Below are 17,091 nucleotides of genomic sequence, written 5' to 3'. Positions count from 1 at the left end.
ATTATTCCTTTTTGGCCTAAGCTTCTTCAATACAGATGGCGATATCTTTGACTTCATAAATGCGCAGACCATCTTTACTGAGGTTTGCGTCGCCTATTATGATGCGTTTACCGTCTTCATCTTTTACTGCACTGATATGTACATCAAGTGACATTTGTTTGTTCAGTGGGTTAATTTGACCGCGATATTTCCATTTAATATCCGACAATATTTGGCCGAATTTTGGATTAGTGAAACCTTTACCTAGGTTTGTGCTGATGGCGTAAGTTTGCATCAACTCGATCACGGCTTCAACACCTAATGAACCTGGCATCACCGGATCTTGATGGAAGTGGAATTGGAAGAACCAATCACTTGGGTCAATAGTGCGTGATGCAGCAAGATAGCCTTTACCGTATTTGCCGCCTGCTTCAACAATTTCTGCTTTGTCGATAAAGTTAAGCTGGCCACCCGCTAAACAATAATGCGGTTGGCTAGTTGGCGGATTAAACACCCGTGACTGTTTATCCAGTAAATTAACGCTAATGTCTGCCGCGACATTGTTATCAACATGCCATGGCTGAGTGATTTTGCCGTTATCTATGCCTAACTGGTTCTTAAGCGCATCACCTTTAAAGTAACCAAATACCGCGCTACCGGTGTAAAAAGGCTCGTTATCGACACTTAACTCAAAGGTGAAGCTTTGAATAATGTTACTGCCAGCAATGACGGTTGATAATAGCTTTGAATCATTGACGATAGTTTTACCGCGTAAATCCACATGACGTAATAATTTTCCGCCACCGTCTAAGTTACGGAAAAATAGCTCTTGCCCAGGAAAACCTAGGGTGGTGCCCATGTAGCCAGAAATAAAGCCATTGGGTTGTAATGAAATTTCCATTAACACAGAATAAGGCATTACCGCTTGATGGCTGTTTTTAGCAAAGTACCAAGCATCTGCCGGCACTTCGTATTCTGCGATACACGATGATGGCTTTTTCAATTCGCCGCGTTTACCGTTAATTTCAACCACGCGAGTGGTTAACTGTAAGTCGCCACAAGGTGTGCGCGGTGGGATAAGTCCGCGGTAAATACTAAAGTCAGGGCCAAAGCATTTTTCGATATCGCCAGTAGCAAACTCAAACATATGGTATGGGGTAAATGGCACGGTATCAGGCACGCGATTAGCGTACTTTGAATCGGCACTGACTATGGGGGCTTCAACGTGTTTTAGCGGAATAACGCCTTTGTTAGTCGGGGCGTTTAAATCTGGAATTTGCGCCATTAACGGCGCTTTGTTAGCAATCACTTTACTGCTAGCGTTTGAATCAATGGCAGGGCTAGCGTCTAACGAGATAAGCGGATAACGAGTACATTCGGCATCTTCTTTAATCATCACACCCAAGTTTTGGAAATCGACCACGACTTTACCATTGAGTAAAATATCAATATTGGCTTTGGCATACGGGCGGGGATGAATACCGATTTCAGTCACTTCCATGCGATAAGTCAGCTCAGCCGTTTGTGGTAACACTTGGCCACGACAACGGACTTTTTGCGAAGCATTTTCCAATGGTTGGAATCGACCATTTTCTACTAGAGTATGCATGCCGATGTGGATCATAAAGAACTGTAATAGTTGGCCACAACCTTCGGCCATTAACGAACCGGCCATCACTTGGTCGCCTTGGAAATGACAAGGGAAATACCAATGGTCTGGCGCAATGTGTTTATGACCTTCGAGTAAGCCTAAGCTCCACGCGCCACCTTGTGTTTGTAATTGACTCACTCGCTCAATCATTAAGAATTTTTCTGAGGCAAAACAAAGCGATTTTTGTATTCCAGTTTGCAGTTGGTGCGCAACATGTTCGCCGCCAAAACAGCTGCCAATATCACCAGTCAATAAATGATGAATTTGACCATAATCAAATGCCGTTTGGCTACAGTGTAATAATGGAGTGAAGGTTGGCTTATTTGGATTGTTGAGCACTTGCTGACGATGTTTTATTTCATCTTCAGTTTGAATAACCCCTTTACCATCGGCCAGCTCTTGGTCGGTAAAGAAGCCTGCACAGCCACCATCCATTTTTAGGATCATCTTGTCGCCTACGAAACACTCGTAAGAGAAAAAGAATAATAACGTGTCGCCATTGCTGGCAAAGTTATTGATTTTAATGTCGTAACGCAGTGTGTCGCCGCCACGAGGTAAATCGGCTAAAAAGGTCAAAGTACAATCTAATAAGCGATAAACCCGCTCGCCTTTGTTTTCAAAATCAATGCCTAAATAACTGATCAACATTAAATCGCACTGGCCCGATTCTACCGCGACAGCCCAAGGGGTTTGACCATCCACCAAATACGGGGCATCGACGGGGATGTCGTATTCTGTAGTCATTGAACACGGTTTGTATTGATTCATGGTGGCATCGAGTTTAGTGACGCGTGACACCAATAAATAATCTGTGGTCGGTAAGCGAACTCGGCGCGAGTAACTGTCGATAATGGCGTAATCTGAGCCAAATACTTTAGCGATATCGCCTTCGGCATATTCAACTAAATCAGCGTAATTCCAAATACACGGTTTATTCGCCGGAATAGGTGCAGTGTAAGCGGGCACACAAGCATGATTAGGTTGGATTAACCTGGCAGGGCTAATGGTTTCACTCTTAACCGCGGTTTGTACTGCAGCATTAACGGCATAAGTATTAGCCGCCGGAGACGCGACTTGAGTCGCAGTTGGCTGATGGCTAAAACCAGCCAATTGAGATCGTAATAAACTGTCGGCTACTTTCAAGCCTGCATCTCGGCTGGCTAAATAAGCTAAATGTGCTTGTTGTGCTAACCACTGATTTTGTTGGAATGCCGTTAAATGTGCTGGTGGAATCGTATGATTTGTCATACTGGCAACCCTTGGCTGCTTTGGAATTGTTTTATCGGGCATATTTTCTGACATAAGAGGCTCGGCGATATTCTCGCTATTATTGACGCTAAGAGGGCTATTATCACCAATAGTGGGTGGCCTACTATCAATGGTATTGACTGCAGTAGGGGCGATATCAGCACATTGATTGATAATACTGTCGAGGGTATCAAGTGGGCTATCGATAATGTGTTGGTAAATATCGCGACCACCTAAACTGACTTGTTTAATTAAACTTAACTTACTGCCCGTGGCGAGTTGTTGAGTTAAATTATTACCCAGTCGAGCGTGCAATGCGTGTTGTTGCGCCGCAGAAACCGACAGATTAACTTGTGAGTATTGATTGTCGCTGCTGGTGAATACACTGGCATTGATAGACGGTTTGTCGATGTGGCGAGTTTGCACTAAACCGTGCAGCAAACTGGCCATGCCAGAAGCGGCAAATGTATGACCGAGAATATCATGGGCTTTACTCAATAATGGCGCTGAGCTGACCGCTGTAACAGCGTCAGTTAATCCTTGGGCAAACTGTTGACCTTGAGTCGATAATATACATTCCGGCGATTGGTTTAACTCAACAATGTCTGCCGATAATTCAGTTGGCAGTTGTGTTGGTAATTGTGTTGGTAATTGTGACAATGGCGTAAAGTTGACGCTATCGATACTGGCATAGCTGTCAAGCTGAGTGTGTGCTGCATTGGTTTGTTGCAGCACTAGTGCGCCAGCCCCTTCACCCACTAACCAATCTGTTGAACTTAATCCTTTGGCGTTAAGTTTTGCGGTATTGAACAACATATTTTCAATGCTGCCAGACAGGTCTACAGCGGCAATAATGATTGCATCTAATGGCTCTTGTAACGAGCCTAAAGCAAACAAGTTTTGCGCCACATCTATACAGCGGTTAACTGACTGTTCGCCCGCAGAAATCGTAAATGCTGGGCCGTTGAAATCCCATAATGAGGCTATCCGCGACGCCATAATATTGCCAATAAAACTGGTGTATTGGTTAAGCTTAGCGGCGTCGAGCACACTGTCCATCGCAATGGTTTCAAGGCTGTCATATTCTGTTGTAGATAATTGAATACCTTGAGCGTTAAGGCTTTGCGCTATTTGGCTGTGTAAGTTAACTCGACCGCGAAATTGATGAAGTTCGAGTTCGGTTTCCATGGCGACTAATACCGCGACTTTGCTGCCTGGCGTTAGCTTGGCATCGGCGATAGCTTCATCGGCAACTTTGATCAACAGTAGTTGTTGCGATATCAGGCGATCATCTTCATTGGGTGGCACTTTAAAACGCAAAAAATCAAAATCGAACCGAGCGATATACGCGCCTTGCGGCACTTGGGTGATGCCATATTGGGCTAATAGCTCAGGATGTTTATCTAAGCCTTTCCAGCGCTGAGTGGGTAGCGGGCTAAAGATGGCTTGTTTGGCGATGATTTTTTTCGCCAGTGCATCAATACTGCTGCATTGACCAAAATGCGCCGCCATGCCGGTAATGTGCATTGGCGTTTCTGCATCAACTAATACTGTGATGCGAGTTTGAGCGTTATTGTTCTGAGAATTATTATTTTGAGAATGATTGTTCAGCGTCTTGTCTGCGACGGCTTTAGCTTGATACGACTCAAGTAATAAATGGGCGTTACAACCGCCAAAACCAAATACCGATAAACCTGCATGACGGGCTTTATTGCCAACTTTATCGGGCCAAGGTAGCACAGCATTTGGCAAAGTCGCTTGGCCAAATAAGCCATTAGGTGAGGCGATAGGGGCACTGATATTAATACTCGGTGGCAACACGCCTTCACGCATCGCAAAAATCATTTTCATGATCCCCGGCATGCCTGCTGCGGTGAGTAAATGGCCTAAATTGGATTTTGCGGAACCAATTAATGGCGTGGCGCTACCTTGAAGTTTATCTTCAAAAAAACGTTCCATCGAGGTTAATTCAACTTTGTCGCCTAATGGTGTCCCCGTAGCATGACATTCAATCACTTCAATGCTGGCAGGGGTTATGCTTGGGTCGATTGCGGCGGCATCACGATAAGCGCGCTCGAATGCTTGCACTTGGCCTTTGCTGTTTGGGCTTAACACAAACTGGCCTTTACCATCGTTCGACAAGCCAATGCCACTGACCAAAGCGTAAATATGGTCGCCATCACGCTCGGCATCTTCAAGGCGTTTGAGCACTAATACCCCTGCACCTTCACCAGCGAACAAACCTTTACTGTTACTATCAAATGGGGCGGAAATACCGTGGTCTGGGTAAGCATGAAATATCGAAAAGCCCATATTGATAAAAAACGGATCTGCTCCCGACACCGCGCCAGCCAGCATCATGTCTGCTTTGCCGGTATGCAAGTAGTCGCAGGCCAATTTTAATGCGTAAACCGAACTGGCACAGGCGGCATCTAAACTTAGCTGCGTACCACCTAATCCCAAAGCATCGGCAACAATTTTAGAGGCGTTATGGGCAATGGCACCATTACGTAAGTTAACCGTTTTAGGCGCTACATTATTATTGTTATTGGCATTTTCTGCGGTATTGATTTGCGATGCTTGATTAAACGATTGCAGATTAAAGTTTGGCTGCTGGAGTTTAGTCTGTAAGGCTTTTTCGACCGCGCTGTGATAAAGCGGCACAAATAGCTCGTTAGACTTGGCTGTAGGGAACGATAAAGTGCCCATGACAATGCCGGTGCGTTGCAGCACGTTATGACTAAGGTCAATACCTGCGTCGGTTAACGCATTTCGCGCGGTGTCGGTTGCCCACAAGAAACTGTCATCCAAACCAGTAAATGCCTCGGGCTCAATACGATACCCTTGAGGGTTAAATTGAAAGTCTTGAATGTAGCCGCCTTTATCACAATAAAAACGGTCCGACTCGCCTTGTACACCCAAGTAGTCACTCGGTGAAGCATTGAGTTTGCTAGCACTGATTTGGCTGCGTGAATCTTTTTTGTCTAATAAGTTTTGCCAAAATTTAGCGGGAGTATCCGCGTCGGGATACTGATTGGCTAAACCGACAATGGCTATTTTAGGGGTGGCTTGAGAACTCAATGAGGTTCTCCTTCTAATGATGTTTCACTGCAACGAGACGGTGGTGAGCCGTCGGCTATTGCCGTCTGCTGAGATAATGAGTTAATTGCATCGTCAAGGCTGCGAATAAAGGGGGTTAATGACATCGGCACGCGATGCGCCATTAATTGTCCCAAACACTTGAGTAAACTGCTGACATCGTCGCCGCCTTTGGCATTAACGGCAACGGCCATCGCTGGGGACGTATACGTATTGCCACTCTGAGCATTGATTTTGTCAATTAAGGTGGTGGTTTGTCTATCGGCTCCGACTTCTACAAATAATCGACAGCCTTGATCTCGAGCATTGTGGATTAATTGAGTAAAATCTAACTGATGACAAAAAGTATCGGCAATCGATTGTGCAATAGCGTGTGAGTCTAACGTGACAGGCGCAACTTGAGCCGCCGAGATAAACTGCAATTGCTTGGGCAAATTTGCCAACAGCGGTTGCAGATAAAATTGCCGTACATGGTCGGTAATATTCAGTGCCGCTGGTGTATGCATTGCCGTAATTCGATTGGCTGCAATACCTCGTTTACCTGCTTGTTTTAACAATGCTTTACAACTGGATTCACAACCTGCGATAACACATGTATCGCCTTGAATGATGGCAATATAAGCACGCGGGTAATCCGCTAAATGGGGCGTGAGTTCGTCAATGCTGGCTCGAGTCACAAAGCTGTTCCACACAATGGTTTCGTCATCGGCTAATTGCCATTGTTGACGAACGCAGCGAAGCTCGCCTGAAATATCTTGGGTAAAGATACTGCTGTTTTGGGTTGCCTCAATCATAGTGTGTGGTGCTTGCCAAACATCTAGACTCGCCCACATGGCCGCTTCGCCCATGGAGTAACCCAAGGCAAACTTGGGTTCAATGGCAAATTCTTGCTGCAACAGTTTGGTTAACACATAACTGGCGCCCACACCGGCAATGGCTAATTGGCTCAAACTCATCTGTGCGGCATGGTTTTTATCTGCCGCATAAATAAACTCGGTTTGTAGCATCGATTGCATGTCACCTTGGTTTTCGAGTTCGGCATACACATTGGGGAAAACTAAGCCCATTTGACTGAGCATGTTTGGATACACAGTACCGACGCCAGGATAGACAAAACTCAAACCATGATCACCCAGCGGCGCGGAATAAAAACAACTGCCAGCAGGGGTTTTATATTCTATCGATGGCTTATCGCTAACGTCTGACTGAAGATAAGTCGACATCGTTGCCAACATCGCATTAATTTCTATGATTAATCCGTTACGATTCTGCGCCATTAACACTAAAGCTAGGGGCGCATCCGTTTGATAATCGGCCAATGTACTTTTGATAAGTGTAAGTAAGCTTAAATCGTCTGTCGCCAAATTTACCTGCGCAGAGAAAGCTATCAGTTTAGTGTGCAATTGCACCAATGAAGTGGCACACAGTGGCAGCCATAAACGTTGGGGGTTAACCAATTGCTTTGAGGCGACTAATGCACGTCCTTGGGTCAAGATCATTGCCTGAACACCGTTGGCACTTGGGTAACATAACGCTGCAACTCTGCTTTGATGAAGTGGGCTAAACCAATACTGGCTGTTGACCTTGTCCTGTGTTGGTATACAACGACTGGCGATAGACTCTACTAGGGTGGTCATTGCGGTTAATGCAGTTTGTGCATTATTGGCAGTATTGGATTTTGCATTGCCATCTAACGCGACAATCTGCGGTTGAGTATGTAAACGTTTTGCATGATTCAGCGCCAGTGTTATTGCTTCAGCCTGATTGCTAGCAAGTGCAACACCATTGAGATAAGCGTGCGCATTGACGCTATTTTTCGCGGCAAGTAACCCCGGCATTATCCACAACCGATCGGCAATATTGATCATTTCATCTGTAGTGGATGATAGCCGCTCTATGCTGTGTAATAACGCCAGTTCAAAACCGTCGCCACGCTGAGTATCAATCGTAACGTGGTGCTCATTAACCGAGTCGATATTGGGTTTGCTGAGCAACAAAGCCAAGCGCATTGGCTTGGTTTGTTGCTGCAAAATACGCTCACTAATGGATTTTAGCGCCATGTTATCTGTGGCTGTCACACTGTGTCCTTGTGTGATAGTTCTGCAGAAGCTTGATGTGGAATAAATGCCCCATTCAAACTCTTACTAATGGTCACTTTAGCATTGAGTATTTGGCAACTCAGGCGGCCGTCTTGATGATATAAACTCACGTTAGCCACTAGCATTCTGCCACTGTGTTTAACCACATCAAGTTGAATATAACCTTTATCACCATTTGCAAATGGCCAAGCTGTAACACACTCACCGGTTGTTGACGGTAAACTTGCGGCATCGTATTTCAGTCTTGCCCATACCAACATGGCTTGTAGTAGCAAGTCTTCAGCGAAAATTTGGCTACCACCTAATGCCGATGACGGTATAAAACCTTGGCAATCACTAGCATTAATGCTCGGCAATTGAACCTGACACAATAGTTGAGCGTCATCAAACGCCAACACTTGCTTAATGCCTTGCAAACGCGGGCCATGAAACAAGGTTCCGTTTTGGTATAATTCAGCGCCTGAATACAATGGTGACATGTTAGCCCATTGAGCCAAACTGCTGTCGCCAACAGTGGGTTTAGCAACATCAGTTGCCAATATTGCCTTATTGATCACCAATTGAGCTTGGTATTGCGGTTTCATGACTGCGCTTGGATCGTTTAACAAACGAGATGAGATCAGTGCGCTGATCCCTGCGTCTGTTTGCGTTAGTTCCAGTTGCAACAAATGTGGCTCATTGGTGTCAAAAATAACCCCTTTAAGCAATTTGTATTCAGCAATACTGACTGGCACATGACATAAAGTTTCTGCCGCATCACGCATCCATTGCATGGCGCATACCGTCGGTAATACCGGATTGCCAGCAATACAATGATCGCTAACAAAAAGCATTTCAGCCGGGGTTAATACTCGAGTCACCGTCTGACTGATAATATCAGTAGCTGATGACTCAATCGTAACTGCCTCAGTCGTAACTGCGTTAGCCGTAAATGCTTTAGTCACAAGTGTATTAGTAGCAAATGTCAGCGAACCCTTGGCAATAAGCAAAGCGTCCGCATTAAGCTTTTTTATAGCGTTATCCTGCTCTGATGAACCTTGCATATCAGAGCCAATAAGCAGTTGTGCTCCTTGTTGGCTTAATAAACTGTGAGCAAATAACTCGGCACCTGCTTGTAGCGGAATAACGTAAACGCCACGTTCAACAAACATTTTCTTTAATGCTGAGCTGACCATACCGCCATCCCAGGGGCCCCAATTAAAACTCATCACTTTAGCTTGCGGTAAAGTGTGCGCCAGTTTCAGTGCAGTTTTGTTGAGGATTTCATTCGACATAGCGTAATCACTCTGACCAGTATTACCGTAAAAACCGGCAGCCGATGAAAACAGCGCAATTAGCTTAATCTGTTGTGGGTCGAGTGCATTAATAATGCTAGCAAGTCCAGTTACTTTGGTGTGGTATACGCGGTTAAGTTCATCCAAGGTTTTATCTTGAATGTGCTTATCGGCTAATACGCCCGCACCGTGAATAACCCCATTAATGATTAATGAGTCGCCCTTGGCATTAGTCAGACTTTTAAGACTAGCCGCTACCGCGGTGGCGTCGCTGACATCCATCGAGACATACTGAGCACTGGCGCCAACCTTGCTGAAAGCACTTAACGCAGCATCTATTTCTAGGCTGCTGCTTATTGGCCATACGAGTGCATCAATCTGTTTTGGCGTCGGTTTGTTGCCTTGAGATTGAATATAAGCGATGGCAGCGGCTTTTAACTCAGAGGCTTTTTTGCCTTGTGCCCAAGCTGGTAAGTCTTTGCCAAAATGTTGGCTACGACCCGCTAACACAAAATGTGATTGGCATTGTTTGGCTAAGGTGAGGGCGCATTCAAACGTTACGCCTTTTGCGCCGCCGGTAACCAAAATAGTGTCATTTTTGTTTAGACTTGCTGGTGCAAACTGTTCGCTAGCGTTGCCGGTAACTAAGGTGACTCGACCTTGATTACTGATCCCCACTTCATTAATGCGATCCGCGCTAGCATTGGCACCATCGATATCAAATAACTCAGCAACGATGGCATCGGCAAAGCTTGTAGTATCAATATTGTTGGCAATGTCTAATGCGCGGCAAAACACCTGTGGCCATTCATGGCTTAGGGTTTTGCTTAGACCAGATAAGGCTGCTTGGTTAAGCTCTGCTGTTGCTAGCTGAGTATTATCAAGATAACCAAATCCACCGTCTAAACGGCTCACGGTAAAGTAGCATAAACGCGAAGCTTGAGTTGGTTTGGCAAACTCAGCGTGAAGATGCTTAGCCCATAAAAACGCGTTGTCGACAGCGGCTTTTGCTGCAACAGTGCACGACATTAATTCGCTGCTGTTAGCGGTAGCTTGCGGCTGTAAATGAATAAAGCCCGCAATGGCATGTTCAGCGCCCAAGTCGGCCTTAATATCGGCAATCACTTGTGCAATTTGGGCATCATCAATGCTGCTCAAGGTGTAACTTTTAATATCACTGCTTAAGGGTGAATGTGCCACGGTAATGGTTTGTGGGTTACGAATAACGGCGACGGTTAATCCCTTTGCATTTAGCTTTTCAGCCAGTAAACCTGCATTGTGGCCATCGTCTGTGATGACAATACAAGAGTCTGTTGAAAAGCAATCTGCGAGTTTATCCGCCGCTGGTAACTTTTTTAGCGCTACCTCGCTGTGCGGCGGTAATGCCGCGGTGTTAACGTCAACCTTGTTTGCAGTTGATGTTGGTGCGACCGCCGCAATAGCGGTTGCTGCAGGCAATTTGGTTTGCATGTAACTAACGATTTCACCTAGGGTGCGACATTCGGCTAAATCTTCTGGGTTCAGCTTAGGTAAGCCTGGAAGCTCATCTTGCACAGTACCTAAAATCTCGACGCGTTTGATTGAGTCGATACCTAAATCTGCTTCCATGTCCATGCTCAGTTCAAGCATTTCAGCAGGGTAACCGGTTTTGTCGGCTACCACTGACATCATGGTGCTTAAAACGGTATCAGCACTTAAACCTGTTGTTGCTGGAGCAGATACTGGAGCCTCAGTGTTGGCTGCAGGCAGTTTGGTTTGCATGTAGCTAACGATTTCGCCCAAGGTACGACACTCGGCTAAATCTTCTGGGTTGAGTTCAGGTAAACCTGGTAGTTCGTCTTGCACTGTGCCTAGAATTTCAACACGTTTGATTGAGTCGATACCAAGGTCGGCTTCCATGTCCATGCTCAGTTCCAGCATTTCTGCAGGGTAACCGGTTTTGTCGGCTACTACTGACATCATGGTGCTTAATACTGTATCAGCACTCAAGCCCGAAGTTGCAGGTGCAGATACAGTTGCTACTGGAGCCGCAGTGCTGACTGCTGGCAGTTTAGTCTGCATGTAGCTGACGATTTCGCCCAAGGTACGACACTCGGCTAAATCTTCTGGATTCAGTTCAGGCAAACCTGGTAGCTCGTCTTGCACTGTGCCTAGAATTTCAACACGTTTGATTGAGTCGATACCAAGGTCTGCTTCCATGTCCATGCCTAGTTCAAGCATTTCAGTTGGGTAACCGGTTTTATCGGCAACTACTGCTAACATGGTGCGCTGGACGCTTTCTGCACTTAAGCCTGTTGCTGGCGCTGCAGATGCAATTGGTGCTGCAGCCACTGTGCTTGCCGCTGGCAATTTGGTTTGCATGTAGCTAACGATTTCACCCAAGGTGCGACACTCAGCTAAATCTTCTGGGCTCAGTTCAGGTAAGCCTGGAAGCTCATCTTGTACTGTGCCTAAAATTTCCACACGCTTGATGGAGTCGATACCAAGGTCTGCTTCCATGTCCATGCCCAGTTCAAGCATTTCAGTTGGATAACCGGTTTTATCGGCAACCACAGCTAACATGGTACGTTGGACGTTTTCAGCCGTTAAGCTTGTTGATGCTGGTGCAACAGCATCTACCGATGTTGATCCTGTTGACGCTACAGCAACCGTGTTCGCCGCTGGCAATTTGGTTTGCATATAGCTAACGATTTCGCCCAAGGTGCGACACTCGGCTAGATCTTCTGGGCTCAGTTCTGGTAAGCCTGGAAGCTCATCTTGTACTGTGCCTAAGATTTCTACCCGCTTGATTGAGTCGATACCAAGGTCTGCTTCCATGTCCATGCCAAGTTCAAGCATTTCTGTTGGGTAACCGGTTTTGTCTGCGACCACATTGAGCATAGTGTCTAACACTTGTTGCTGTGTTAGTCCGGCTGTTGGTGCAGAAACCGCTGCTGAGCTAACTTGCTGAGCGACAGGAGCTTGAACAGGTTGACTGGCTGTTGGTTGAGGTTGAACCGCTTGAGCTGTATGAACCTGAGCTGGAGCAATTGGTGCTACCACTGGCGAAGGTGTCGTTGTGGCTTGAGCAACTTGGTTTGGCTGTACAAACGCAGGCTGTACTGATGGAGCAGGTACAGATACTGTTGCTTGTATTGAAGGTGTTACCGTTTGCCCTTGCAACATGGCTAATGCGGCTTGGTTTGCTTGTGCTTGCTGCGTTAAAAATTGGGTATGACTTTGCAATGTTTGTGCTTGATGCTGGTGGAACATCTCCATCGAACGTTGCAAGCTTTCTGGAATGGCTAATCCCGATGACGCCATTTGTGCTTGGGCTGTCATCAGGTGAGCAAACGTGTCGCCATATTGCTGTGGTATGGCTAAAAACTGCTGATGTAATTCAGCTGTTTGTTGCTGCGCAGCAAAAAATGCACCGATACTATCGGCCGACGCTGGCACACTTGAGCTAACCGGTTGAGCTTTAGCTACAGGAGTCGTTGCCGCTAAAGGTGCGTCTACTACAGAGGCTTGAGCTTGTGCTGATGTTGCAGGCACTTCAATGTATTCAGTTTTAATGACTTCTTTTTCCACAATCTTTTCCACAACTTTCTCGACAGGCACTTCCACTGTCTGGCTGGTAACGGTGCCGGTTTGCAATGACTTTTGCATTTTGGCTTGAGTGGCCGGACTAATATAATTACTCGCGGTTAACTTAACGTTCATCGGTGACACTTTTGCAAGCTCAGCGATAGGAGCTTGATATGGATCAACCTCGGTTAATGCAACACCTAATACTGCAAGCTGACAAGCCGCTTGGCGTAGTTGAGTGTCGCTATTGCCTTTAGGATTTGGGTTCAAGCTCACTACACTGACTGACTCTGCTTTATTGCCTAAGGTCGCCTCAACCAATTTTTGGAGGATGTTTTTAGGACCAAACTCAACAAATACACGAGCACCAGCATCATACATGGCATTTAGTTGCTCGCTAAAACGAACCGATTGCAACATATGTTCACTAAATACTGCTTGGATTGCTTTAGCATCGTTAGGATGTGCTTTACCTGTGCCATTGGCATAAAGGCTTAGTTTTGGCTTAGCAAATTTAATCTTATTGATTGCCGCAGCAAACGGCTGCTGCGCATGTGCCACTAATGGAGTGTGGAACGCACCAGAAACCGGCAGGGCGATTGCTTTAAAACCAAGTTCAGTGGTGATAGCTTGTGCCGCTAGGGTACATGACGCTGTTGGGCCTGCAATAACCAGTTGGGTTGGTGCATTGTAATTAGCCACCTTAACGCCTTCAAATGCACTAATGCACTGTTCAAGCTTTTCAACTCCGTTGTCAACAGATTGAGCTGGGACAATAATGGCGTACATTACGCCAGCGTCTTGATCTTTAGGTGTTGCCGCCATTGCTTGGCCACGAGCAAAGGCCAATTGGTAATAATCAGCTTGGCTAATGACGCCTGCTGCACATAATGCTGACAGTTCACCAAAACTATGGCCAGCAACCATATCGGCTTTAAAACCTGCTTGAGTCAATAATGCATATTGGCCCATGCTGACCGCGCCAATAGCACTCTGGGCATTGGCGGTATTGGTTAATGCGGCCTGTTGTGCGGCAATGTCTTCGGCTTCAAAAGCAGGATTTGGGTACATAATTTGCGATAGTGGCGTTTGTTTATGTTGGGCAAACACCTTGTCTGCTTGCATCAGTTGTTGACGCATTTCTGGATACAAACAGGCTAAATCGGCGCCCATGTTCAGATATTGTGCCCCTTGCCCAGCAAATAGTGCTGCCACTTTATGGCTTGCCGATTCAGGATGAATCAATGCTGCTGCGCGATAACTGGTGCCAGAAGGCAATTGCCAGCTGTCGGCAGTATTCGAGCTTAACTGCGCAAGTGCCTGAGTCAGCTGAATGGTTAAGTCTGCTAATGAAGCAACCACTAAGCCTATACGTGCTGCACTAGGGGCGATGGTATTCAAGGCAAAACGTTTACCTAAATCGGCTAACACAATTTCTTGGCGATTTTGCTGTGTGGTATCAACAGCCTTAATTTCAGTTTGCAGTGCAGTTAATTGAGCCTGTAATGCGGCTTTATTTTCAGCATGGATCAATAGACTTTGTGGTACTGAACGTTGACGATACTTATCGCCTCGAACATGTTCTTGGCGGTATTCTTCCAACACAATGTGGAAGTTAGTGCCACCAAAACCAAAGGCACTAATACCCGCTCGGCGTGGCGTATTGTCTGCTCTTGGCAACCATGGACGGGTTTCAGTGTTCAAGTAAAATGGCGAGTCTTGAATGTTTAATTTTGGATTTGGTTTACTGACGTTAATGGTCGGCGGCAACACTTTATGATGCAAAGCCAGAGCCGCTTTAATCACACCAGCGGTTCCTGCGGTTGATTTAGTGTGACCAACTTGCGATTTAACTGACCCAAGGGCAATGTGCTGTTGAGTGTCATTACCGTCGGCAAACACCGATTTTAGGCCATTGAACTCCGCGACATCACCTGCTGCAGTACCAGTACCATGGGCTTCAATTAAGCCAACAGTGTGCGGTTCAAAACCAGCATCATCATAAGCGCGTCTTAATGCTTTTGCCTGGCCTTCAGGGCGCGGTGCATAAATACTTTTAAACTTACCGTCTGATGATGAGCCAATACCTTTGATAACAGCATAAATTCGGTCACCATCACGCTCGGCATCATCAAGACGTTTAAGCGCCATCATGCCAATACCTTCACCAATCATCATGCCTTTTGAATCAATGTCAAAAGGTTGAATGGTGTCGTTGGTAGTAAATGCGGGTGTTTTTGAAAAGCTCATGTACATCGAAGGCGAGTTATCGGTACATACGCCACCCGTGATCATCATGTCACTGCGGCCTTCAACTAATTCTGTAATCGCCATGCGCATTGCCGCTAAAGAACCTGCACAAGCCGCGTCAACGACACAATTCATGCCGCCTAAATCAAAGCGGTTAGCAATACGCCCAGCGATAACATTGCCGAGCGAGCCTGGAAATGAGTTTTCTTCCCAGTGAATGTATTGATCCTGAAACTTCTTGATCAACATCTCAGTGTCTGCATCACTTAGACCACTATTTTTAAATACTTTTTTGAGTATTGGGTACTGTAAGCGACCGCTAAGACTGTGATTGATTTTTTGACCACCGCCGACGCCTAATGTAATACCGATGCGATCGGTATCGTACTGTGCATCAATACCTGCATCGGCCAACACTTCTTTGGCAACCACTAACGATAAAAGTTGCGAGGTGTCTGTTAGTTCGAGGATATTAGGTGGCAAGCCAAATTCCATTGGATTGAAATCGACTTCAGGTAAAAAACCACCGCGTTTACAGTAAGTTTTATCGGCCATTGATTTATCAGAATTGTAGTAATCTTCAGTATTCCAATGGGTTTCTGGGACGTCGATAATCGCATCAATTTTTTCGCTAATTAAATCCCAAAATTTGTTTAGGTAACGTGAGTTAGCAAAAATACTCGCCATACCGACGATCGCGACAGGCATGTCTTTCAAGCGTTTGTTTAAACGCTTGTCTTTATTACTGGATTGGCTCATTTGAGTCTCCGTTTGATAACTGAGGTTCAGTTATCTGGTGTTGGGATCCAGCTGCATCAATGGTGCTGGTGGATACTGCGGCTGGTTGACTTACTCCAGGAAAACGAGCAAGAAAAGTGTGATAGTTCCGAACCAATAACTTTCGTAAATGAAATGGTCCTTGTTTTAAGACATGCGTTATATAGCGATTACTCGCTTGAGTATGGCTGTCTTGATAAATATCGAGGTAAACCCAGTCAGACTTAAAATCGACTCCAAGCAAAACAGAATAGGCTTGCTGTTTTGTTAATTGAGGAGGAATACTTAACGACACTACTTGCACTACGTTGTCCGGATCTGGACTTGGTAGGGCCAAGGTATCGGCTAAGGTCTGTGGGTTAACGGTATAGGTTTGAATATCTGCTCCCTGAGTAATAGGCAGCTGATTGAAGAATTTTTCTGGCACAAAAGGGCTGTCAAATTCGTCTAGTTTAGAGACCCCAAAACGCTTTAAGCAGCGGGCAAGACCGGAGCGAGAGACATTGGGATTGATAAATTCTTGGGTGACTTTTAGCAGCCTATCTAAAGGCATTTTTAATTGATAACGCAAGCCCAGCATCACGTACTCTTCCATTGGGGATAGTGTCGTGTTGAGTTTGTGCGGGGTATTTGGGGTGTTATCGATTGAGTCACGTTTACGCCACTTACGTACTGTGGCTTCGCTGATATTGAGGATTTTAGATAATTGACTGACGCTGTAATCGGATTGCTGAATAAATTGACGCATTTCAGGTGTCGTAGTCGCATTACGGTGATGGACCGTTTTTTGGCGAGGTTTACCCTTGAATAGACCAGATTCTAAATGTGTAATTATCTTTTTTGTCATCTAGACCGGGATTCCAAATAATCTATTGGGACTTTAGCGCATTTAAACTTACCGATACTTACTTAAGTCATACTTAAAGAAGTTAAAAATTAGTCTAAATATCCATTTATGCTTTTTTTAGCACAAAGCACATTACCTGAGGTTTCACTCCGATACAATCACCCGAGACTGAAAACAAGATGTGAGGTGTAAAAAATGATTATCTGAGGAATGTGTCAAGGCCTCTCAAGATCTAAAACTGCACTAAATTTACCTTATTTGGCGATTATTTTGTCAGTTAATCATTTGATACATTTCCTT

4 protein-coding genes are annotated in these 17,091 nt (G+C 45.5%); all 4 read right to left on the bottom strand.

Translation table 11 applies throughout. From position 1 onward, the window contains the following. Positions 1–16 precede the first annotated feature (16 nt). Genes H5181_RS14700 through H5181_RS14685 form a run of 4 tightly spaced genes read right to left on the bottom strand, consistent with a single transcriptional unit; the run spans position 17 to position 16,791 of the window. Positions 17–5,959 (bottom strand): beta-ketoacyl synthase N-terminal-like domain-containing protein, encoded by a 5,943-nt coding sequence (locus tag H5181_RS14700; protein WP_182751395.1) that lies wholly within the window; start codon positions 5,957–5,959, stop codon positions 17–19. Further along, positions 5,956–8,055, bottom strand: coding sequence for a PfaB family protein (locus tag H5181_RS14695; RefSeq protein ID WP_182751394.1), 2,100 nt, complete (start codon positions 8,053–8,055; stop codon positions 5,956–5,958). Before H5181_RS14695 ends, H5181_RS14700 begins: the two co-directional genes overlap by 4 nt. Then, entirely contained in the window at positions 8,052–15,926 is a 7,875-nt protein-coding gene (locus tag H5181_RS14690; RefSeq protein ID WP_182751393.1) for a type I polyketide synthase, read from the bottom strand. The genes H5181_RS14695 and H5181_RS14690 overlap by 4 nt, the downstream gene beginning before the upstream one ends. After that, positions 15,910–16,791, bottom strand: coding sequence for a helix-turn-helix domain-containing protein (locus H5181_RS14685; protein WP_182751392.1), 882 nt, complete (start codon positions 16,789–16,791; stop codon positions 15,910–15,912). Before H5181_RS14685 ends, H5181_RS14690 begins: the two co-directional genes overlap by 17 nt. Positions 16,792–17,091: the final 300 nt, after the last annotated feature.

The organism is Shewanella sp. SG44-2 (genome assembly GCF_014164215.1).
GTDB classification, from domain to species: domain Bacteria; phylum Pseudomonadota; class Gammaproteobacteria; order Enterobacterales; family Shewanellaceae; genus Shewanella; species Shewanella frigidimarina.
This window is presented reverse-complemented; position numbering and strand designations above follow the sequence as displayed.

What these genes read in the sequence shown, in the direction of transcription:
- H5181_RS14685 (WP_182751392.1), bottom strand. Translation starts at nt 16,791, where the DNA reads ATGACAAAAAAGATAATTACACATTTAGAATCTGGTCTATTCAAGGGT.
- H5181_RS14690 (WP_182751393.1), bottom strand. Translation starts at nt 15,926, where the DNA reads ATGAGCCAATCCAGTAATAAAGACAAGCGTTTAAACAAACGCTTGAAA.